The organism is Streptococcus oralis subsp. dentisani (assembly GCF_003944205.1).
In the GTDB taxonomy this organism is placed as follows: Bacteria; Bacillota; Bacilli; order Lactobacillales; family Streptococcaceae; genus Streptococcus; species Streptococcus oralis_BH.
Genome location: NZ_RJPH01000006.1, coordinates 61,072 through 82,788 on the forward strand (window position 1 = coordinate 61,072; position 21,717 = coordinate 82,788).

A 21,717-nucleotide genomic window follows, 5' to 3' on the forward strand; every position below is an offset into this window, starting at 1 on the left:
GCTCCCCCTTTGAGCATTTTTATGCTAAAATAGTAGCTATGGATAAAATTATTAAAACTATATCAGAAAGCGGAGCCTTTCGTGCTTTTGTCCTTGATAGCACTGAAACCGTCCGCACTGCTCAAGAAAAACATCAAACCCAAGCCAGTTCAACCGTCGCACTTGGTCGTACCCTTATCGCTAGCCAAATTCTCGCAGCCAATGAAAAAGGAAATACCAAACTAACAGTTAAAGTTCTTGGAACGAGCTCTCTCGGTGCCATCATCACAGTCGCAGATACCAAGGGAAATGTCAAAGGCTATGTGCAAAATCCTGGCGTTGACATCAAAAAGACTGCAACTGGTGAAGTCCTTGTTGGACCTTTTGTTGGAAACGGTCAATTCCTCGTTATTACAGACTACGGTACTGGAAATCCTTACAACTCCATGACTCCTCTCATCTCTGGGGAAATCGGTGAAGACTTGGCCTATTACCTGACAGAAAGTCAACAAACCCCTTCAGCAGTCGGCCTCAATGTTCTTTTGGATAAAGACGACAAGGTCAAAGTTGCCGGAGGTTTCCTTCTCCAAGTATTGCCAGGGGCCAAGGAAGAAGAGATTGCCCGCTTTGAGAAACGTATCCAAGAAATGCCAGCTATCTCGACTCTTCTGGAAAGCGATGACCATATCGAAGCCCTTCTCAAGGCTATTTATGGTGACGAATCCTACAAACGCCTATCTGAAGAAGAAATCCGTTTCCAATGCGACTGCAGCAAAGATCGCTTTTTAAACGCTCTTGCCAGCCTTCCAAACTCAGACCTTGAGGAAATGAAAGCGGAAGATCACGGAGCAGAAATCACTTGTCAATTCTGCCAAACAACTTATAACTTTGATGAAAACGACCTGGAGGAACTCATTCGTGACAAATCTTAATACACCTTTTATGATTGGCAATGTTGAGATTCCCAATCGTACTGTTTTAGCACCCATGGCTGGTGTCACCAACTCAGCCTTTCGTACCATCGCAAAAGAGCTCGGAGCTGGACTCGTTGTAATGGAAATGGTCTCTGACAAGGGAATCCAATACAACAACGAAAAAACCCTGCACATGCTTCATATCGATGAAGGAGAAAACCCGGTTTCTATCCAACTTTTTGGTAGTGATGAAGACAGCCTTGCACGCGCAGCAGAATTCATCCAAGAAAACACCAAGACCGATATCGTCGATATCAACATGGGCTGCCCAGTTAACAAAATCGTGAAAAACGAAGCTGGCGCTATGTGGCTCAAGGATCCAGACAAGATTTACTCTATTATCAATAAGGTCCAATCTGTCCTTGATATCCCCCTCACTGTCAAAATGCGTACTGGCTGGTCTGATCCATCCCTAGCCGTGGAGAATGCCCTCGCAGCTGAGGCTGCAGGTGTCTCTGCCCTCGCTATGCACGGCCGTACCCGTGAACAAATGTACACAGGTCACGCAGACCTTGAGACTCTTCACAAGGTTGCCCAAGCCCTAACCAAGATTCCATTTATCGCCAACGGTGACATCCGTACGGTCCAAGAAGCCAAACAGCGTATCGAAGAAGTCGGGGCTGACGCTGTCATGATTGGTCGCGCTGCTATGGGAAATCCCTACCTCTTCAACCAGATCAATCACTATTTTGAAACAGGAGAAATTCTCCCTGACTTGACTTTTGAAGACAAGATGAAAATTGCTTACGAACATTTGAAACGCTTGATTAACCTCAAAGGAGAAAACATAGCCGTTCGTGAATTCCGTGGACTCGCTCCTCACTACCTTCGAGGAACATCTGGTGCAGCCAAACTCCGTGGAGCCATTTCCCAAGCCAGCACTCTGGCAGAGATTGAAGCCCTCTTGCAATTAGACAAAGCATAATATACAAAAAACCGTAACTCGCTTGAGTTTACGGTTTTTTAGATCCTAGGAAAACCTAGGTACTATTATTGAATCAAGGCAACGCTCGAAACTTTACCATCCGCACCTGTTGTAATTTGGATGATTCTTCCTCCACCGATTTTAGCATTATACTTACCATCATCAAGTGTGTAAGAGTAGCCTCTGATAGAATAGTTTTCTTTCTTTCCATCTGCAGTTTCTACTGTAAATTGGCCCCCTGATGAAACCGTAATAGTTTCGCCATTCGCTCCCTTCCAGTTGCCTGCAGCTGCTGAGAAATCACCATCGACCATGGTTAAAACACCCTTGTAGCGTTTGTTGTGTTCAGCTTGCTTGTCTTGAAGTTTGCGGTCAGTTGTTGGATCATAGCCTGACTGGTTAGACTGGGCTTGAGAACCTTGCTGAGTTGAAGGTGCCTGAGATGGGGCTTGTTGATTAGGAGCTGCTTGTTCTTGTCTTGATTCAGGTGCTGGTTTCGCTTGTGACTGATCTGCCGTTGTAGAAGACTGACCAGAAGATGCCTGAGCCTTTTCAGATGAAGCTGAGCTTGAAGATTTTTGAGTCTTGCTTTCTTTGCTAGAAGAAGTTGCTTTGGAACTTGATGACTGACTTGTTTTTGCAGAGCTGCTGGTTTGAGTGGTTTCATTTTTATTTCCACAAGCTCCCAGTAGCAAGGTAGAAGCCAATACAGTCGCTGCCATCAATTTGATATAGGTTTTCTTTTTCATTTTTTGCTCCTTTGTAATATTTTTGAAATATTGAGAAATCTTTTTGTAATATAATTGTAACATTAGGCTTTAAATCTGTCAACTATTTAGAGAAACTATTTTAAAAAATTTCTCTCTACTATCTCTATTCGTAATCGAAACGAAAAAATAGAAAATTTCTTAGATTAGAGTCATTTTTTTACATCACTCTTGTGTAATTCGCTTGCATGATTTTGGATAAAGGCCTACAGTACTATCGAAATAGGATAAAAACATCTAATAATTGCAAATAAAGAGGTCGGGAAAAGTTCCCGACCTCACTTTTTATTTCAATCGATAGGTTTTTCTTGGTTTCTTTTTGGGTACTCGTTTGAGTCCGACTTCTTCTACATATTCGCCGTATTTTACGAGAAAGTTATTGCTGACGATGGGGCGACCGGGATTGATGAGATTGACTAGTTCGGTTCCTTCGTAGACAGTGAACTCCTCCTCCAGCAGATAAAGGAAAGTCGGATTCCAGTCGAGACGGCCTTGAATTCGTTTGATGGATTCTTGGATAATGGCATAATGGTCAAAGGCGAAGGCTTGCTCCTCCAGCTCGACTCCATCTAGGTAGCATTTGCCTGTCTGAAAATCGACATCTACGAAAACGACATCCTTGGCATCGTCTCCTGCCTGAACGAGGTCTAAGGCACGACTAGGTAGGTACACTAAGTGAGCAATGGTCACCGTCCAGCCCCGTGGGTCACGCCCGGGGGTCGATACCGTCATCAATTGCTCGATTTTCTCCAAAGGTAGATCGAGATTGACTTCTTCTCTCACTTCGCGCTGACAGGCATGTGCAGCATCTTCTCCCTTGTCCATAAAGCCTCCAACCAAGGCTAAACAGTTTTGATAAGGGTGAGCCTTGCGACGGATTAGCAAGAGTTTGATTTTTCCTTCGACAAAGCAGTAGGCCACCATATCCACCGTCACGCTTGGCTTTTCATATTGAGGGAGTTCCTGCTTGTAGTACCAGTCTAAAAACTCCTCCTGACTGGCATGGATTTCATAATATTCTTTTTCCGTCATCCCTTCTGGAATCTTTATGTCTGCCATCTTATGCCTCCTTTCGAACTGCCTTAGTCCATTGGTACCACCCCACTAGACTATTGAGTGTGTATACCCAGTACATCCCTTGGATGTGGATATTTTCACCCCACCAGAGATAAATACTAAAGAGATTGGTTGCAATCCAGAAAATCCATTGCTCACGGTAGAGACGTGTCATCAAGAGCTGACCAACACCATTGGTCGCATCGGTAACACTATCACGGAAAGGGCGAGCGCTATTGATACTTTGGTAAGCCAAGCCCATACCAATCCAGATAATGGCAGTCAAGGCCAAGTACTTGAGCCAGTCAAGAACAGATAATTTCTTAGCTTCAAAGTGGGATTCTTCTGGTTTTCCTTGGTCATTGATACGATTAGACAGCCAAGCATAGAGACCAATCGGCTGCATGACAAAGAAGTAAACGGTCGTCAAAACTTCGCCATAAAAAGTCGCATTCATGGCCAAAATCAAATAGATAGCTGAGTTAATAGCCCCAAAGAGATAATTGCTTGCACGCCCTTCTGCTACCAAGATAACACAGACAATCCCAGTCCAGGATGCAAACAAGCTCAGCCAGTCATGACTTTCCGTATTTTGTGTGAATTCCAAGATCAAGGGAACACTTGACAAGGCGATGAGATACAACCACTGCAAAAGGCTACGACCAACAAAGAGATCTTTCCAGAGTAAGCGCATGATTCCTGCAAAACCAATCTTGCGGGCTTCTGCATGGACATTTTTAAAGTTTTCGATAAATTGTGTGATTTTTTCAGTTAGTTTTTTCATATTCTTCTCCTAATCTGCTTGGTAAATGGCATCAATAGCCACTTTTGCCACTTCATAATTGCCTAGGTAATCCTCCGCTAGATAAACTAGTGGAATGGTGGTTAAGTATCGCTCCCTCATCTGATCCAAATGCTGGGAAAAACTGTAGCGAATATGGTCTTCCGCCATGGTCATATCTCTAAATCCGTCATTGACATAAGACCCGACAGGTTGCACAAAGAGAATCAAGTCCCATTTTTCCTTGGCCAAGATAGAGGCAAAGAGATTGTCAAAGGTTTCTCCTGATAAGTCCCCTTGGTCCTCAGTCTCCATGTAATAGTCATAGTAACCCTTGGTTACCAAGGAGTTGGTATCAGCTATCACTAGGCCTCGATTGGCATTGCTATCGATTAACTTGGAGGTCTGGTCATACTGTCCCAACAGGAGATAATAATAATCCTTTGGAGTCAATTCATCGTCGCGGACATTGTTTTTGATCTGGTACTCACGCGCGTATTCCAGACTAACGGGCGCATCGTAATACCTAGCCAAATCCTTTGCTAAAGTAGTCTTCCCATTACTAGCACTTCCCATAATCAAGACTTTCTTTGTAAACTGACGTCGGAAGGGTTGAGCGATGTATTTCCAATATTTGCTTGGATTTTCTCGAATCATAGTCGCTGAGATACCAAACTTTCTTTCTTGCAAGACAGTGCTAAATCCACATTTAGATAGCTCTTGCTGGTATTCTTCTTCTCCCACAAAGAAAGTCAAATCTTGCTGGGTTTCATCATAGGAAATCTCCGCTAACATCTGGTCCAACCACTCCTGCCAGCCCATAGGGTAACGGGGAAGGTTGCTCTCATCCAGCTTGCAGACAGAGGTCAACTCGTCATCACGAAAAGCCTCTCGGATATAGCGAAATCGTTTTTGAAGACTTAAACCTACCTGCTCCCCTCGGTCTCCCTCATAGCCTGAAACGACTATCCAGACCTGATCACACTGGCGCTTTGCTCTCTGGATCAGATCGATATGCCCTTGATGAAGCGGAGCAAAGGTTCCAAACACCACTGCTGTTTTCTTTTTCATAAACGTTTTACCTTTTTATAGTTTTTGATATTTTTGTTTTCTATGTTTTTATTATATACTATATTTTTGTTTTGTCAATAGTTTTTTATCATTTTTTATAAAAAAGTAGCAAAAAAGAATCAGGATTGCTCCTGACTCTCCATTTTTAAGCAATATCAAATTTTAACTGACCTGCTTTGACACCAATCTTGAGGGTCTTGCCTGTTACCAGTTCTCCCTTAAGGAGGAGTTCTGCCAACTTGTCCTCCACTTCTGTTTGCAGGGTTCTGCGAAGTGGGCGAGCTCCCATTTCTGGATCATAACCTTGGCTTGCCAGCAACTTCAACGCTGAAGCTTGCAGTTTCAAGTCGATGCCTTTCTCTGCCAGGCTAGCAATCAATGGTTTAACCATAATCTTAACGATTTCCTGCATGTGTTCGCTATCCAAGCTATGGAAGACCACCTTTTCATCAATACGGTTGATAAACTCTGGTCGATAAGTTTTTTTCAACTCTTCAAAGATTCGTTTTTCCATATTTTCTTGGTCAAAACGAATGTCTTTCGCGCCAAATCCGACAGTCTTGTCGTCACGAAGGGCTGTCGCACCAAGGTTTGACGTCATGATGATAATGGTATTTGAAAAGTCCACCTTGCGCCCCTTGCTATCTGTCAAGACACCGTCGTCCAAGACTTGCAAGAGGACATTGAAGATATCTGGATGGGCCTTCTCTACCTCGTCAAAGAGGAGAACGGAATATGGTTTGTTGCGAACCTTCTCGGTCAACTCCCCCCCTTCTTCGTAGCCCACATAGCCCGGAGGAGCTCCATTGAGACGGCTAGCTGCAAATTTCTCCATATATTCACTCATATCAAAGCGGATAAGGGCTGATTCGTCATCAAAGAGAACTTCTGCCAGAGCCTTAGCCAGTTCGGTCTTACCGACACCCGTTGGTCCTAGGAACATAAAGGAACCAATCGGACGCTTATGACTACGAATTCCTGACTGATTGCGGCGAATCGCACGGCTAATACTTGAAACAGCTTGATCTTGGCCGATGACACGTTTGTGTAGTTCAGCTTCCAAGTTCAGGTATTTCTTAGCATCTGTTTGTGTCAGTTTTTGGACTGGGATACCTGACAAGCGACTCAAGGTAGTCAAGATATCAGATTCTGTCACTAAGTCTTTATAGACAGGCACTTCTTGTTCTTTTGCGATTAGCTGGGCCGCTTGTTTCCACTTGCCATCCATCAAGGCCTTGTCAGCTGGACTCAAGCCGGATTCGTCTGCTTTCACATGCTTGGATTTGTTTTGCACTGTTGCTGCCGCTTCATCCAATAGGTCGATGGCAGAGTCTGGCAAGTGACGACTGGTCAAGTAACGATGTGCCATCTTGACAGCTGTTTCGACAGCTTCATCTGTGATTTGCACACGGTGGTGTTTCTCATAGGTGGCCTTCAAACCTTGCAAAATGGTCATGCTGTCAGCTAGACTTGGCTCTTCAATCGTCACTTTGGCAAAACGACGAGAAAGGGCAGCATCTTTTTCGATGTGTTTTTGATATTCTTCCTGAGTGGTGGCCCCAACTGTTCTCAAAGTTCCGCGAGCTAAGGCTGGTTTCAAAATATTGGCAGCATCCAGAGTCGAATCAATACCGCTTCCAGAACCCATAATGGTGTGGAGTTCATCGATAAAGAGGATCACTTTGCCATCTTCCTCGATATCCTTGATGATATTGTTCATGCGCTCTTCAAAATCCCCACGGAAACGTGTTCCCGCAACGACATTCATCAAATCAAGCTCTAGAACACGCATCTTTGCCATTTCCGCAGGCACATTCCCACTAGCAATACGCTGGGCAAGTCCAAGTGCTAAAGCTGTTTTTCCGACACCAGCATCTCCTACCAAGACCGGATTGTTTTTGGTCTTTCGACTCAAAATCTGAATCATACGTGAGATTTCCTTGTCACGACCAATAACTGGCTCTAACTTGCCAGAGCGCGCTTGCTCTGTCAAATCATGCGTGTAGTCCTCTAGACCGCCACTTGGATTCTGAGGCATGCCCATCATATTAGCCATAGAATTTTGCTTGTCTGCTACCGTGCGATGGCGTTGACGTAAAGCCTTAAGATCTTCTCTTGTCCAACCTGCACGTTCCTCTAAATTGCGACGAAGAGCAGCAATTCTGACCTGATCTTTCTGGTCTTCATAAGAGAAGCCTGCTCTCTCCAAGATGCGAGTTGCCAAGGCATTACCATCATGCAAAATCGCATAGAGGACATGCTCTGTCCCTAGCACCTTAGCATGGACCACTGAAGCCACATACTCTGCTTCTGCAAAGAGAACCTCCAAACGATGGGAAAAGGGCAATTCCGTAAAGGTTTCGTCCTGGCTATAATCCGTTTCAGTCAGTTCCAACGCAACCTCTTCTAAACGGTCCATCTCATATGGATAATCATTTAAAGTCGCACCTGCCACACTGTAACTGTGATTGGACATGGCAATCAATAAATGCCAAGACTCCAGGTAACGAGCTCCAAAATGGCTTGCAACCATGTAGGCACTTTCGATACATTCATTCAATGCTTTTGAATAGTTCATCTTACTTCTCTTTTCTATCTACCTCTTGTAATAGCTGTCGGAGCATATTGGCACGGACAACTGAGGATTCTTCCCCCAGAACACGATCCGTTGCTACTGAAGTCAGCAAAGCCATCTCCTGCTTGGTCATCAAGTCCTGCTCCACCAAAAGCTGGAGAATATCCTCATAGATCTCCTGACTAACTCGCTCACCAATCGAGTAAAGCAAATCGCGGAGCATCTCATGATGATTGGAAAACTCAATCCGCCCTATGCGAATGTAGCCTCCGCCACCACGCTTGCTCTCAACCAAGTAACCTCTACTTTCCGTAAAGCGTGTCTTGATTACATAGTTGATCTGACTTGGCACAACCTGAAAGGTATCTGCCAACTGGCTCCGCTGCAATTCCACGATACCAGACTGGTCTAAAATCGCCTTGATATAGGCTTCGATATGATCTGATGTATTTTTAAATCTCATAGTAAATCAAACTCCTTCTTTGAACCTTGACTATCTTTGACTATACTATCATTTAACACTCTATAAGTCAAATTTTTAAGGCTCAACCATTGGAAATACTGACTTTTTTAAAAAATACTTTGGCATTAATTCGCCTTAGTTTTTCTTGAAAGTTCCTAAAAAAGTCCACAAAAAAGAGCCCTAAAAAGGGCGTAATATTGACGAGTTCCACAGGCAAGAATCTAGCACGGTCAAACGTGCTTTTTGCTATGTCTCCATTTTCCTTAGTAAAGGAAACCTATTCCACCAACAACTCTAATTTTCTCTTAACTTTTAAAATTGTCTCCCAACTCATTCTGTTTTTCTTTTAGTATTTTCTGTTCCTCTTTAATTTCTTCTCGATATTTATCTACAGATTTTTCAAAAATTAAATAACCTATAAATAATAATGTCGGAGTTAAAACTGTTCCCACTACGTTTTCAAATCTTTTTTCATCTAATCCTAATGACTTTGCAATATCAGGACTAAAGTAAATTATAAATCCTGATACTATAGCAATTGCAATAAATGCAAAGGAGACAACTGATGTTCCATTTTCTCTCCGTAATTTCTTCAGTCTGCTTAACATGTCATACACTCTTTCTATTGCTTTACAAAAAGGACGCTGATAAAGAATAAACTTCACCAACTCTCTATTTTTCTAAGTATTTAATCCCAATTCCGCCAAGATTTGACGCTTATAGGCAATCTTTTGGACTTCCTTGTCCTCACCTTCAGACCAATCTAGTTTGACTTCAGAGACGATCTGTCCAGGCCGATTTTTTAGGATATAGATGCGGTCGCTGAGATTGAGAGCCTCCTCGATACTATGTGTAATGATGAGTGTAGTTAACTCTAGCTGTTTGTGAATCTCCAGATACCAAGCGTGAAGTTCCATCTTGGTCATCTCATCCAAGGCGCTAAAGGCCTCATCCAAGAGAAAGAGCTTGTGCCCGAAAAGATAAGTGCGGAGTAAAGCTACACGCTGGCGCATCCCTCCGCTGAGTTCATGAGGATACTTATCCCGTACAGCTGTCAACTGGAAGGTCGCAAGAATTTCATCTGCGCGAGCAATAGCTTCAGCCTTATTAACCTTTTGGATCAAGAGGGGCAGGATGATATTGCCAAGCACCGTCTTGTGCTCCAAGAGCAGATCCTTTTGCAACATATAACTCACGCGCCCCTTGGGATTTTCCTCCCCATCAAGGACAATTCTACCTGACTGGACTTCTAAAATCCCTGCAATCAGATTAAAGAGGGTAGTCTTTCCAACACCACTTGGACCCAGGATAGAGACCACTTCACCTGAAGTCACCTGTAGGTTAATGTCCTCCAAAATCTTCTCCTCGTCGTAGGCATAGCTTACGTGTTCTAGTCTAATTTCTGTCATTATTTTACAAATTCATTGGTGAAGCCTTTGTCTGTCAAGTCTTCTTTAAGGATACCATGTTCTTTATCCCATTTGTAGAAGGCATTCCAGCGGTCAGCGTCAAATTGTCCCCATTTTTCCTTGTCACTTGCATATTCTTTTGACAAGTATTTTTGAGATTCGATAACAAAGTCACGTTTTTCCTTGAGTTCAGGTGCATTCTTGATGAGGATATCTGCAGCTTCTTCTGGGTGTTCCATGGCATATTGGTAGCCTTTTTTAATAGCTTGGATGACTTTGCGAGCTTCTTCTTTGTTGTCTTTTAGATAGTCGTTGTTAGCGATGATAACGGGTGAGTAGTAGTCAAACTCCTTGACATAGTCTTTCAAGTACATGAAGTTAGCGTCTACGCCTTGAGATTTAGCAAGGATACCATCCCAACCGTAGTAAATCCAAGCAGTATCAAAGACGCCATTGGCAATCGGTGTGATGGAGTTTGAGTCGTTGTTTGGTACTTTTTCGACCTTCTCAAAGTCTCCGCCTTGTGATTCTACCAAGGTTTTCAACATAGCAAGTTCAGTTGGGTCATTCCAAGTACCGTATTTCTTGCCAACCAAGTCCTTTGGACTGGTGACATTGTCAGATTTACGAGAAATGATTCCTGATGTATTGTGCTCAACGATAGCGGCAACGGCAGTAATGCCTGCTCCTTTTTCCAATTTCTTAGCCATGTAGTCTTGGAAATAGATAGCAAATGGCGCTTTGCCATTAATCACCAAGTCAGATGAGCTTTCTTCAGGTGGCAATTTCAAATCAACATCTACTCCAGCTTCTTTGAAATAACCTTTTTCCTTGGCAACATAAAGCCCTGTGTGGTTGGTATTTGGCGTCCAGTCTAGGATAAAGTCAATCTTTTTGACTTCTGCTTCTTTGTTGTCCTTAGAAGCAGTTCCTTGGCCACAAGCTACCAACACGACAGCTACAAAAGCCGTTACAAGCGTTAAAAACACTTTCCATGTTTTCTTCATTTTTATTTCCTCTTTTCTTTTTCTAAAACATCCTTATCTTAGGGACGTTTCCATTTAATCACGTATTTTTCACTAATATCGACCAACTTCATACCGAGAAGACTGATAATCGACACCAGAATAATAATGGCAAACATGGTATCATACTGAAACAGTTTCTTGGACTGAATCATGTAGACACCTAGTCCTTCAAAGCCTCCCAACCACTCAGACACCACGGTTGTGATAAAGGCGTAGGAGACACTAACCCTCAGACCTGCATAAAAGTAGGGCAGACTAACCGGGATTTTAAAATGCCAAAGAATTTGCCAAGGATTTGCACGCATCAGACTAAACAGGGTCAGCATATCCTTGTCACAATGCCTAAATCCATCCAAAATACTAACGATGATAGGAAAGGTTGTTGTCAGGATTATCAAGACAATCTTGGGCAAAATTCCATAGCCTAGCCACAAGACCAAGATAGGAGCTATAGCAATGGTAGGAATGGTCTGAACAACCACCATCATAGGGTAAATCAAGTCATTGAGCCAAGCCAGACTGTCCATAAGCACCGCCATGAGACAGGCAATCAAGACTCCTAAGACTAGTCCCAGTAAAGCCACTCTCAAGGTCGCCCAGCTATGGTGCCAGAGAAATTCTCTGTCACGAACAAAGGCCTGGAGAATTTCAAAGGGAGTTGGTAGGATAAACTTGGGTAAAAGTTTGAATATTCCCGCTAACTGCCAGACCGACAAGACTCCTATAAAGCCCAAAAGACTAATGTGTCGTCTCATCATACTTTTCAAGTTTCTCATCGATGCTTAAAATCTCTCCTACATTTATTTTGACATTGGCAAAGACATTATCTGCCTCCTGCCCTGCCACTTCTAGCGCTTCTTTGAGAATGCGCATGAGCTCATCAAACTCTCCTTCCAAGACCGTTTCAAAGGGTGTCACCACCATGGTCACGGACTGAGCTTGCAGATAAGCAATAACCTGATCGATAATAGCAATCCGGTCAATCCCCTGTGATAGGGGCAAGACTTGCAAGGCAATGCTTGCTTTCATAAAAACCTCCTCTTCTCAGGCTTCCTTTTGACAAAAAGAAAACCCCTTCCATATACGGAAAAGGTGCAGAATTCGGCTAAGTATCCTTCCCTACGCTGGCATTACCCAGATCAGGTGCGGTCGAAGTTTAACACTTCCTCTCAGACTGTACACAGACTCCCGTATCTTATATGGACATATGATAACGCAAAAAAAAGGATAAGTCAAGGAAACTGCTTACAGAAAATCATGAAAAAGAGTTTGAAGGCAAGTACTTCAAACTCTATCATATCTTTCTTATTTAGCCTCGTACCAAGTTGCTCCTTCATTTTCATCTGCAATGAGAGGAACACTGAGCTGGATGGCTTCTTCCATGGTTTGTTTCACCAGTACTTTGACGGCTGCTAATTCTGCCTTTGGAACTTCAAGAACGATTTCATCGTGCACTTGCAACAGCATCTTGGTCTGATAGCCACCTTCAACTAGAGCTTTGTCTAGCTGGATCATAGCAATCTTGAGAATATCTGCTGCCGAGCCCTGAATAGGAGAGTTGATTGCTGTCCGCTCTGCGAAACCACGAATGTTGAAGTTGCGCGAATTGATGTCTGGCAACTCACGACGACGCCTGAAGAGGGTCTCTACATAGCCCTTATCACGCGCCTCACGCACCACCTCATCCATGTAGTTTTTAATACCTGGGAAGCGTTCAAAGTAAGTGTCGATGTAGGCCTTAGCCTCTTTACGGCTGATGCCCAGATTATTAGATAAACCAAAGTCTGAAATCCCGTAAACTACTCCAAAGTTTACCGCCTTGGCATTACGACGGTCGTTTGGAGTCACATCCTCAGGACGTTCAATTCCAAAGACCCGCATGGCTGTTGAGGTATGGATATCAGCTCCTTCTTGGAAAGCCTTAATCAAGTGCTCATCTTTAGAGATATGGGCCAAAACGCGCAACTCAATCTGTGAATAGTCGGAGCTAAGAAGAACACTATCCTCCCACTCAGGTACAAAGGCCTTACGAATGAGACGGCCTTGCTCCAAACGAACAGGGATATTTTGCAAGTTTGGATCCACACTAGACAGACGCCCAGTCTGGGTCAAATCCTGCACATAGCGCGTGTGAATCTTGCCATCATCCAAAATCCAATCCTGCAAGCCAATCACATAAGTAGATTGAATCTTTGCAATCTGACGGTAGTCTAGGATTTTCTTAACAATCGGAGCAATAGGAGCCAGCCGCTCTAGCACATCCACCGCTGTCGAGTAACCTGTCTTGGTTTTCTTGGTATATTCTAGAGGAAGACCCAGTTTTTCAAAGAGAAGAACGCCCAACTGCTTAGGTGAATTGATATTAAACTCCTCACCAGCTAGCTCATAAATCTCTTGGGTAAGTTGCTCAATGACGACCTCATTTTCAGCCTGCATCTCAAGTAGGGTTTCTTTTTTGACCTTGATCCCAGCAATTTCCATCTTAGCAAGGACAAAAGCCAGAGGTTGCTCCATGTCATAAAGGAGATCTAACTGTCCATGTTCACTGAGTTTTTCAAGTAAAACCGGCTCGGTCTCAACCAAAACAGCAACCTTGCGAGCCAGGTGTTCCAAGAATTTCTCTCTCTCAGGGATAGCTTTCTTGACCCCCTTACCATAGAAAGTCTCATCATCGACCAAGTATGTTTGACCGTAGAGACTAGCAATTGTTGAGATTTCATTGTTCTCGACTGTTGAGAGTAAGTATTTTGCCAAGCGACTGTCAAAAGCAGGTGCCTGCAGGTTCAAACCAAAACGATTTAAAAGAACCTTCGCTTTCTTAAAGTCATACACTTTCAGAGGTGTTTTTTCTAGAAAATCCTTGAAAATCGGCTCCTGCAAGAGCTCAAGTTTGTCTGTGGCGTAAAGTTTATCCCCACAGGACCAGGCAAAACCAACCAAATCATCCGTATGGTAATTCTCACCAAAGAGCTCAAAGTGGAAGATAGAGTCGTCACTCAGCATGTCTTGACTGACGTGGTCAACGATAGTGAAATCCAAACTTTCAGGCGCATCCGTTGATGACACATTTAAAGCTTGTTTGAGCTGTTTGAAGCCCATCTCATCGTAGAATTTCCCGAGATTTTCCACATCTGGACCACTATAGACCAAATCATCAAGGCCAATCTCAATCGGTGCTTGAGTCTCAATGGTCGCCAAGGTTTTAGACAAGAAGGCTTGTTCCTTATCGTTGATGAGATTTTCCTTCATCTTAGATGCCTTCATCCCATCGATATTTTCATAAATTCCCTCAAGCGAACCGTGTTCTAACAAGAGCTTGATACCCGTCTTTTCACCAATCTTAGTAACACCAGGGATATTATCAGACTTATCCCCCATAAGAGCCTTAAGATCAATAAACTGAGCTGGGGTAATGCCCATCTTTTCCATAAGGTAATCTGGTGTAAAGGCCTCAAACTCAGCCACACCTTTCTTGGAAATCTCGACCACCGTATGCTCGTCCGTCAACTGGATCAAATCCTTATCTCCGCTAACGATTGTCACATCAAAAAAATCCTTCTCAGCCAAACGACCTAAGGTCCCGATGATATCATCCGCTTCATACTGGGGCAACTCATAATGGCGAATCCCAAGGTGGTCTAACAACTCACGAATGAAGGGAAATTGCTCACGAAACTCATCTGGAGTTTTAGCACGGCCACCCTTGTAGTCTGCATACATCTCTGTTCGAAAAGTCGTCTTACCTGCATCAAAGGCTACCAAAACATGGCTAGGTTCAACTCGCTCCAAGACATGATTCAACATGAGTTGAAAGCCGTAGATTGCATTGGTATGAAGACCATTAGCATTTTTAAACCGATCCAGCTGCTGATAGAGCGCAAAAAAAGCCCGAAAAGCAACAGAAGATCCATCAATTAATAATAATTTTTTCTTGTCCATACACCCATTATAAAGGAAAGAGGGGAAAAATACCATCGGAAAGAATAGGCAAATGGTAGTGAAGTCCTCTTTTTTATATTCTTTCTAGATCCTAGCTCCGTTACTATCCACTCGATAGCCATCCACAGTGGTATTCACTGCTAAAGCCCCTGAAGCATTGACGTAGTAATACTTTCCTCCTACTTGGAACCACTGGCTAGACTTCATAGCCCCTGAACTCTCCAAATAATACCACGTTCCATTTTCCTTGAGCCAGCCTGTCTGCATCTCCCCTGATGCCTTTAGATAGTACCAATGCGAACTATCTTTTATCCAACCTGTTGACATGGTCCCATTGTCTTTGAAGTGATACCAACTGCCATTTATTTTCTTCCAACCAGTTGCGAGTTTCCCGTTCTCACGGTAATTCCAAATACCGTTTTGCTTCTTCCAACCATTCTCCACCGATTCTGTTTCCATATACTGGACGTATCTCCTCATTCCACTATAGGATAGGTAGCTGAGCCACTTATAACCGTCCTTTTCTACGATTTGATCGTAGCTAACATTTTCACCAGGATAGTAGTAGTCGATAACTTGCGCTGTACTTGACGGCTGGTTTCGAATGGCAGACTTTTGAGTAAACGTATGAGTCCCACTAGACGCCAACCCTGATCTGATAGGATTTCCAGTTCTACCACCATTCCCTACCAAGTCCTTAAAATGGATAAAGCCTGTCATAGAGCTAGCTTTTACGCTGCGACGATTGTATTTCTCCCTAACTCCATAGTTATACTCTTCGATCTCAATCGTATCCCCTAATACATTTGATACCCAGGCCACATGGCCGTAGTAACCTTCTGTCGACCAAGCGATAGAGCCAATTTCTGGCTTGCTATCAACACGGTAGCCTTCTCGCCTTGCGCGGTGCCCCCATTCATTTGCATTTCCATAAGCAGGCGGGATCTCAAAGCCATTCACACTACTCAAACGAAAGGCCGCAAAAGATGTACATTGGCGAGAATACATCCGCCACTGGTCAATTTCCATACTACCATTTTTATAGTGAAGCGGATAGTCATCTCCACGCGCTACACTGTCAGCCTGAACCGATTCACCACTAAACAAAAGGGTACTCGTAACGAACAAAGTAGCCAGCCCTACACCCAACTGAGTATATCTACTCTTCTTAACTCCTGATTTTAAAAACGTCATTCATTCTCCTTTACAAAGTTTTCTACGAGGTTACCCTCCTTTATATTATTCGGGAGAAAAAGAAAAAAGTGAGCAAAACTCACTTGATTTTAGGATTCTTGGTCTAGATAGCGAATCAAATTCTTTTCTGTCAAGATATCTGAGTAGGTGAAGGATTCAACATAAACATTAGCTTGTTTGTCTCCCTCAACATCCCCAAATTCAACGATAAATAGGGATGGATAAACCTCAATTAGCTTACCCAATCTATTTTTTTGGCGCTTACGGCCATTCTCCAAAGTCATTTCAACGACTTGTCCCTCATGTGCCTTGATTTCTTCTTTGATTTTTTTCATCTTGGCTACATCTGTAAATGCATCTGACATCTTATGCCTCCCTCTTTGAGATACTTGAAAATTTATTGTATTCTTTTTGGAAAATCAATTCCACCGTTCCACGAGCTCCACTACGGTTTTTCTCGATGATAACCTCTACCTTGTTATTTGGAATTCCTTCCTCTTCTTCACCCGCACGATCGTAGTAGTCGTCACGGTATAGAAAGGCTACGATATCCGCATCCTGCTCAATAGAACCCGATTCACGAATATCAGACAAGACTGGTCTCTTATCCTGACGCTGTTCCACTCCACGAGATAACTGACTGAGAGCAATGACTGGAACTTTCAATTCCTTAGCTAGAATTTTCAACTGACGAGAAATTTCAGAAACTTCTTGTTGGCGGTTTTCACGACCAGTCCCTGTGATAAGCTGTAGGTAGTCGATCAAAATCAAGCCTAGATTGCCTGTTTCTTGAGCCAGTTTGCGTGAGCGCGAACGAATTTCCGTAATCCGAATCCCTGGTGTATCATCGATATAGATACTCGCGTTGGCCAGATTCCCTTGGGCAATGGTATACTTTTGCCATTCCTCATCAGTCAATTGACCCGTACGGATAGAATGGGACTCCACCAAGCCTTCGGCCGCCAACATACGATCTACTAGACTTTCCGCACCCATTTCCAGTGAAAAGATAGCTACAGTCTTGTCCAACTTAGTCCCGATGTTCTGAGCAATGTTCAAGGCAAAGGCTGTTTTACCGACCGCAGGACGAGCTGCGATAATAATCAGTTCCTCCTCATGGAGACCTGTCGTCATATGATCCAAATCACGGTAGCCCGTTGCAATACCAGTGATATCCGTTGTTTGTTGTGACCGAACTTCTAGGTTCCCAAAGTTGATATTTAGAATATCACGGATGTTCTTGAAACCACTACGATTGGCATTTTCGCTAACATCAATGAGTCCCTTTTCAGCTTGAGCAATGATTTCATCTACAGGCTTAGAAGCCTCATAGGCTTGGTTGACAGAGTCTGTCAACTTGGAAATCAAGCGACGTAGCATAGCCTTTTCTGCAACGATTTTAGCATAATACTCCGCATTAGCTGAAGTTGGTACAGAATTGACAATTTCGACAAGGTAAGACAAGCCACCAATATTTTGGAGATCCCCTTGGTTATCCAAAATCGTCCGAACCGTTGTCGCATCAATCGCCTCTCCACGATCCGACAAGTCTACCATCGCTTGGAAAATCAACCGATGGGCATACTTAAAGAAGTCTCGAGAATCAATGTATTCTCGGACAAAAACGAGCTTGCTCTCATCTATAAAAATAGCCCCCAAAACAGATTGTTCGGCCAAAATATCCTGAGGTTGAACTCGCAGTTCCTCTACTTCTGCCATCCGACTTTCCTTCCTTTTACAATCTTGTAAAGAAGTTGTAAACTTACCCTTCTTTTACACGAAGATTGATGACACTTGTAACATCTTGGTAGATTTTCACTGGTACATCAATCAAACCTACTGCTCGAATTGGTGCCTTTACTTGAATATGACGCTTGTCAATATTGATACCAAACTGCTTTTGCAATTCTTCTGCAATCTTCTTATTGGTGATTGAGCCAAAGGTACGGCCATCTGGTCCAACCTTTTCAACAAACTCTACAACAGTTTCTTCTGCTTCAAGCTTGGCTTTGATTGCTCTTGCCTCTGCTAACATCTCTGCATGAGCCTTTTCCTCTGATTTTTGTTTTCCACGCAATTCACCGATTGCCTGAGCAGTCGCTTCCTTAGCCAAATTCTTTTTAATCAGGAAGTTTTGAGCGTAGCCAGTTGGCACTTCCTTGATTTCGCCTTTTTTCCCTTTTCCTTTGACATCTGCTAAAAAGATTACTTTCATTCTTCTTTCTCCTTTTCCTTTAGTTCATCTAAGACAAGTTGAGTCAATTTTTCTCCTACTTCTGACAGACTCATATTCTCGATTTGCGCAGCAGCTAGATTAAAGTGACCACCACCACCCAACTCTTCCATAATGCGTTGGACATTGATTTTACTGCGGCTTCGAGCTGAGATAGAGATAAATCCTTGTGTATTTTTTGCTAGAACGAAACTAGCCTCAATACCAGACATAGCCAACATAGCATCGGCAGCCTTACTGATGACAACCGTATCATAAGTAGTTGAGTCCTTAGCTTGGGCAATCAAGACATCTGCACCCAACTTACGACCTTGTAAAATGAGTTCATTTACCTCACGGTACTCTTCAAAATCTGTCGCAGCAATCTCCTGGATTGCGATACTGTCACTTCCCCGTGTTCTCAGATAGCTAGCCACATCAAAGGTTCGACTCGTCACGCGAGATGTGAAATTCTTGGTATCCAGCATCATACCAGCCATCAAAACACTGGCCTGCATACGACTCAAACGATTTTTCTTAGAATTTTGGAACTGAATCAATTCTGTGACCAACTCACTCGCACTACTTGCTCCACTTTCGATATAGGTGATTACTGCATTCGCTGGAAAATCCTGATCACGTCGATGGTGGTCAATGACAATGGTTTGAGTGAACAGTTCGTAAAAATCTTTCGACAAGGTCAAAGCCGTCTTGGAATGATCCACTAAAATCAACAAAGAGCGCTTGGTGACCAATCTCATCGCATCAGCCAGAGGCAAGAGCTTAGTGACACCCTCTTTTTCCAAGAATTTGACGGCACGCTCGATATCTGGTGACATTTGATCTGCATCGTAGACCGCATAGCTATTTTCAGTGATATTGCTCGCAAACAACTGCATGCCAACCGCAGACCCCAAGGCATCCATATCCAGATTCTTATGACCAACTACAAATACCTGATCCACACTGCGAATCTTATCTGAAATAGCTGTCATCATCGCTCTCGTACGTGTTCTTGTTCTCTTAACAGAGGCTGCGGAACCACCACCAAAGTAGACTGGGTTCTTGGTTTCATCATTTTCCTTGACAACCACCTGGTCCCCACCACGAACCTCAGCTAAGTTCAAGTTTCTTAAAGCAACTTTCCCTATCTCATCGTGATTTCCATCACCATAAGAAAAGCCCATGCTCAAGGTCAATGGCAGCTGTCTCTGTTTTGCCTCCTCACTAAAGGCATCAATCACAGAGAATTTATCATTCATCAAGCCCTCGAGAACTGTGTAATCAGTAAATAGATAAAATCGATCCATCCCCACACGCCGAGAAAACATAGCGTATTGACCAGCAAACTCTGAAACAAAATTTGCCACAAAACTATTGATATGACTGATATCCGATTCGGAGGTTGCATCCTCTAAATCATCGTAGTTGTCTACCGAGATGACCCCAATCACTGGTCGACTGGTTACCAATTCGACAGTTGCTTCGTATTCCCCTGAAACGTCAAAGAAATACAGGACACCTGAAGCCTTGTCCAGATGAACGGCATAGCGTGTTTCCCCTAAGGTAGCATACGAACCAGGATTCCCAACAGAAGCCTTGATAATGGTTTGAATCAAGTCAACATCAATTTCGCCTTCTTCAGTCGTCAAAATCAACTCAGCATAAGGATTAAACCATTCGACTTCGCCACTAGATAAGTCTAATTTCAGAACACCAACTGGCATTTGATCGAGCAACGTATTCAAGCTATCTTCCGCTTGATGGTTTACGTATTGGATTTGTTCAATTTCGCTCTTTTCATACTGTTTTTTTTGCCAGATGAATAAAAGCAGATAAAGAAGTACAAATAAAAACAAGGCACTGATTGTTACAACATTATTTTGTGAAAAAATAATCAGCATTGTTAAGGTTCCGAAAGTTGCAATCCCTAGTAGAACCACAGAAATCGGAGTTAAATTATTTTTTTTCATTCTAAACCTCTTGCGCATTATTATATCACAAAAGCCCTTAAAAAGCGACCTTTAAAAAATGATAAGCCTCCTTTTCCTTATTGATTTTTTTATGGTTTTAATGCAAAAAGGAGGATAAGCTAACCATCCTCCTGCACATCTATATACTCTGGTTACTGTCACTTAACGTTCAACGATGAGGGCTGCTCCCATCCCTCCCCCGATACATAGAGTTGCTAAACCAGTTTTAGCATCACGTTTCATCATCTCATGTACCAGAGTCACTAAGATACGGCAGCCTGAAGCTCCAATTGGGTGACCAAGAGCAATCGCGCCACCATTGACATTGACAATATCTGTGTTAAAGCCAAGTGTTTTCCCAACCGCACAAGCCTGAGCAGCAAAGGCTTCATTTGACTCAATCAAGTCGAGATCATCAACTGTCAAATTGCCTTTTTCAAGAGCTTTGCGAGTCGCATAAATCGGTCCACATCCCATCATCTTAGGATCCAAACCTGCACTTGCATACGAACGAATACGAGCAATGACTGGAAGTCCCAATTCTTCAGCTTTTTCAGCACTCATGACCAAGACAGCCGCTGCTCCGTCATTGATACCTGAGGCATTCCCCGCTGTAACAGAACCGTCTTTTTTGAAAACAGGATCTAGCTTAGATAAACTCTCCAAGCTAGCATCTTTTCTAGGAAATTCATCTGTATCAAAGACGATAGGATCGCCTTTGCGTTGAGGAATAACCACCGGAACAATCTCTTCCTTAAAGTGTCCAGATTCTATAGCCGCCACTGCTCGTTTTTGTGACTCTAAAGCAAAAACATCTTGTTCTTCTCGACTGATACCATATTCTTCAGCCACATTTTCAGCTGTAATCCCCATATGGTATTCGTTAAAGGCATCAGACAAACCGTCCTTAATCATGGTATCTACCACTTTCGAATCTCCCATACGGCCGCCCCAACGGAAGTTTGGCAAAACATATGGAGCCTGACTCATATTTTCTGCACCACCAGCCACGACAATATCTGCATCTCCGCACTGAATCGCTTGAGCAGCTAACTGAACTGCCTTTAAACCTGAACCACAAACCTTATTGATAGTAAAGGCTGGTGTAAATTCAGGAACCCCCGCATGAATGCTCATTTGACGAGCTACGTTTTGACCTAAACCTGCGCCTAGGACATTCCCCATAATCACTTCATCTACTTGCTCTGGTTTCACACTCGCCTTCTCCAAAGCACTCTTAATAACCAAAGCTCCCAAATCAACAGCAGAAATATCCTTCAAACTCCCCCCAAATGAGCCTATAGGAGTTCGCACTGCTGAAACAATCACTACATTTTTCATAACTACCTCCATTTATACCTTGTATAATGA

The 21,717-nt window shown here is 43.2% G+C and carries 20 protein-coding genes; 2 read left to right on the top strand and 18 right to left on the bottom strand.

Annotated features, from left to right (window positions below; genetic code table 11):
- The first annotated feature begins 38 nt into the window (after positions 1 to 38).
- Both hslO and dusB read left to right on the top strand, forming a co-directional pair.
- A complete protein-coding gene (hslO, locus tag D8805_RS05690; RefSeq protein ID WP_125416108.1) occupies positions 39 to 911 on the top strand; it encodes an Hsp33 family molecular chaperone HslO in 873 nt (290 codons plus the stop codon).
- Entirely contained in the window at positions 898 to 1,878 is a 981-nt protein-coding gene (gene dusB / locus D8805_RS05695; RefSeq protein WP_185756315.1) for a tRNA dihydrouridine synthase DusB, read from the top strand. Before hslO ends, dusB begins: the two co-directional genes overlap by 14 nt.
- Before the next feature lie 65 nt (positions 1,879 to 1,943).
- On the opposite strand, the gene D8805_RS05700 is transcribed toward dusB, so the two are convergent.
- The 18 genes from D8805_RS05700 to D8805_RS05785 all read right to left on the bottom strand — a co-directional run bounded on the left by D8805_RS05700 (position 1,944) and on the right by D8805_RS05785 (position 21,687).
- On the bottom strand, positions 1,944 to 2,627 hold the full coding sequence (locus D8805_RS05700) for a hypothetical protein (RefSeq protein WP_125416110.1): 684 nt from the start codon (positions 2,625 to 2,627) through the stop codon (positions 1,944 to 1,946).
- 303 nt (positions 2,628 to 2,930) lie between these two features.
- Entirely contained in the window at positions 2,931 to 3,704 is a 774-nt protein-coding gene (locus tag D8805_RS05705; RefSeq protein ID WP_084877194.1) for an NUDIX domain-containing protein, read from the bottom strand.
- A 1-nt stretch (position 3,705) separates the two neighbouring features.
- The gene (gene pnuC, locus D8805_RS05710; protein WP_125416112.1) at positions 3,706 to 4,485 is read right to left on the bottom strand and encodes a nicotinamide riboside transporter PnuC; all 780 of its coding nucleotides are present in this window, start codon (positions 4,483 to 4,485) and stop codon (positions 3,706 to 3,708) included.
- 9 nt (positions 4,486 to 4,494) lie between these two features.
- Positions 4,495 to 5,553 carry an AAA family ATPase gene (locus tag D8805_RS05715; RefSeq protein ID WP_125416114.1) on the bottom strand — a complete coding sequence of 353 codons (1,059 nt, stop codon included), beginning with the start codon at positions 5,551 to 5,553 and terminating at the stop codon, positions 4,495 to 4,497.
- 145 nt (positions 5,554 to 5,698) lie between these two features.
- Positions 5,699 to 8,131 (bottom strand): ATP-dependent Clp protease ATP-binding subunit, encoded by a 2,433-nt coding sequence (locus D8805_RS05720; RefSeq protein ID WP_125416116.1) that lies wholly within the window; start codon positions 8,129 to 8,131, stop codon positions 5,699 to 5,701.
- Between the two features lies 1 nt (position 8,132).
- Positions 8,133 to 8,591, bottom strand: coding sequence for a CtsR family transcriptional regulator (locus D8805_RS05725; RefSeq protein ID WP_125416118.1), 459 nt, complete (start codon positions 8,589 to 8,591; stop codon positions 8,133 to 8,135).
- Between the two features lie 305 nt (positions 8,592 to 8,896).
- Complete coding sequence (locus D8805_RS05730; protein WP_061418687.1) at positions 8,897 to 9,199, bottom strand: hypothetical protein; 303 nt, start codon at positions 9,197 to 9,199, stop codon at positions 8,897 to 8,899.
- Between the two features lie 72 nt (positions 9,200 to 9,271).
- The gene (locus D8805_RS05735; protein ID WP_125416120.1) at positions 9,272 to 10,000 is read right to left on the bottom strand and encodes an ABC transporter ATP-binding protein; all 729 of its coding nucleotides are present in this window, start codon (positions 9,998 to 10,000) and stop codon (positions 9,272 to 9,274) included.
- The gene (locus tag D8805_RS05740) at positions 10,000 to 11,007 is read right to left on the bottom strand and encodes an ABC transporter substrate-binding protein (protein WP_125416122.1); all 1,008 of its coding nucleotides are present in this window, start codon (positions 11,005 to 11,007) and stop codon (positions 10,000 to 10,002) included. Before D8805_RS05740 ends, D8805_RS05735 begins: the two co-directional genes overlap by 1 nt.
- A gap of 38 nt (positions 11,008 to 11,045) precedes the next feature.
- Entirely contained in the window at positions 11,046 to 11,804 is a 759-nt protein-coding gene (locus tag D8805_RS05745) for an ABC transporter permease (RefSeq protein WP_125416124.1), read from the bottom strand.
- Complete coding sequence (locus D8805_RS05750; protein ID WP_000647674.1) at positions 11,767 to 12,057, bottom strand: thiamine-binding protein; 291 nt, start codon at positions 12,055 to 12,057, stop codon at positions 11,767 to 11,769. Before D8805_RS05750 ends, D8805_RS05745 begins: the two co-directional genes overlap by 38 nt.
- A gap of 276 nt (positions 12,058 to 12,333) precedes the next feature.
- Complete coding sequence (gene polA / locus D8805_RS05755; protein ID WP_125416126.1) at positions 12,334 to 14,967, bottom strand: DNA polymerase I; 2,634 nt, start codon at positions 14,965 to 14,967, stop codon at positions 12,334 to 12,336.
- An 84-nt stretch (positions 14,968 to 15,051) separates the two neighbouring features.
- Positions 15,052 to 16,161, bottom strand: a complete 1,110-nt coding sequence (locus tag D8805_RS05760) for an SH3 domain-containing protein (RefSeq protein WP_125416128.1) — start codon at positions 16,159 to 16,161, stop codon at positions 15,052 to 15,054.
- 89 nt (positions 16,162 to 16,250) lie between these two features.
- Positions 16,251 to 16,526: a Veg family protein gene (locus D8805_RS05765; protein ID WP_001278166.1), complete on the bottom strand. Its 276-nt coding sequence runs from the start codon at positions 16,524 to 16,526 to the stop codon at positions 16,251 to 16,253.
- 1 nt (position 16,527) lies between these two features.
- The gene (gene dnaB, locus D8805_RS05770; RefSeq protein WP_084974687.1) at positions 16,528 to 17,880 is read right to left on the bottom strand and encodes a replicative DNA helicase; all 1,353 of its coding nucleotides are present in this window, start codon (positions 17,878 to 17,880) and stop codon (positions 16,528 to 16,530) included.
- A gap of 43 nt (positions 17,881 to 17,923) precedes the next feature.
- Positions 17,924 to 18,376, bottom strand: coding sequence for a 50S ribosomal protein L9 (gene rplI, locus D8805_RS05775; protein WP_000864206.1), 453 nt, complete (start codon positions 18,374 to 18,376; stop codon positions 17,924 to 17,926).
- Entirely contained in the window at positions 18,373 to 20,346 is a 1,974-nt protein-coding gene (locus D8805_RS05780; protein WP_125416130.1) for a DHH family phosphoesterase, read from the bottom strand. The genes rplI and D8805_RS05780 overlap by 4 nt, the downstream gene beginning before the upstream one ends.
- Positions 20,347 to 20,508: 162 nt before the next feature.
- Positions 20,509 to 21,687, bottom strand: a complete 1,179-nt coding sequence (locus tag D8805_RS05785) for an acetyl-CoA C-acetyltransferase (protein WP_125416132.1) — start codon at positions 21,685 to 21,687, stop codon at positions 20,509 to 20,511.
- Between the last annotated feature and the right edge of the window lie 30 nt (positions 21,688 to 21,717).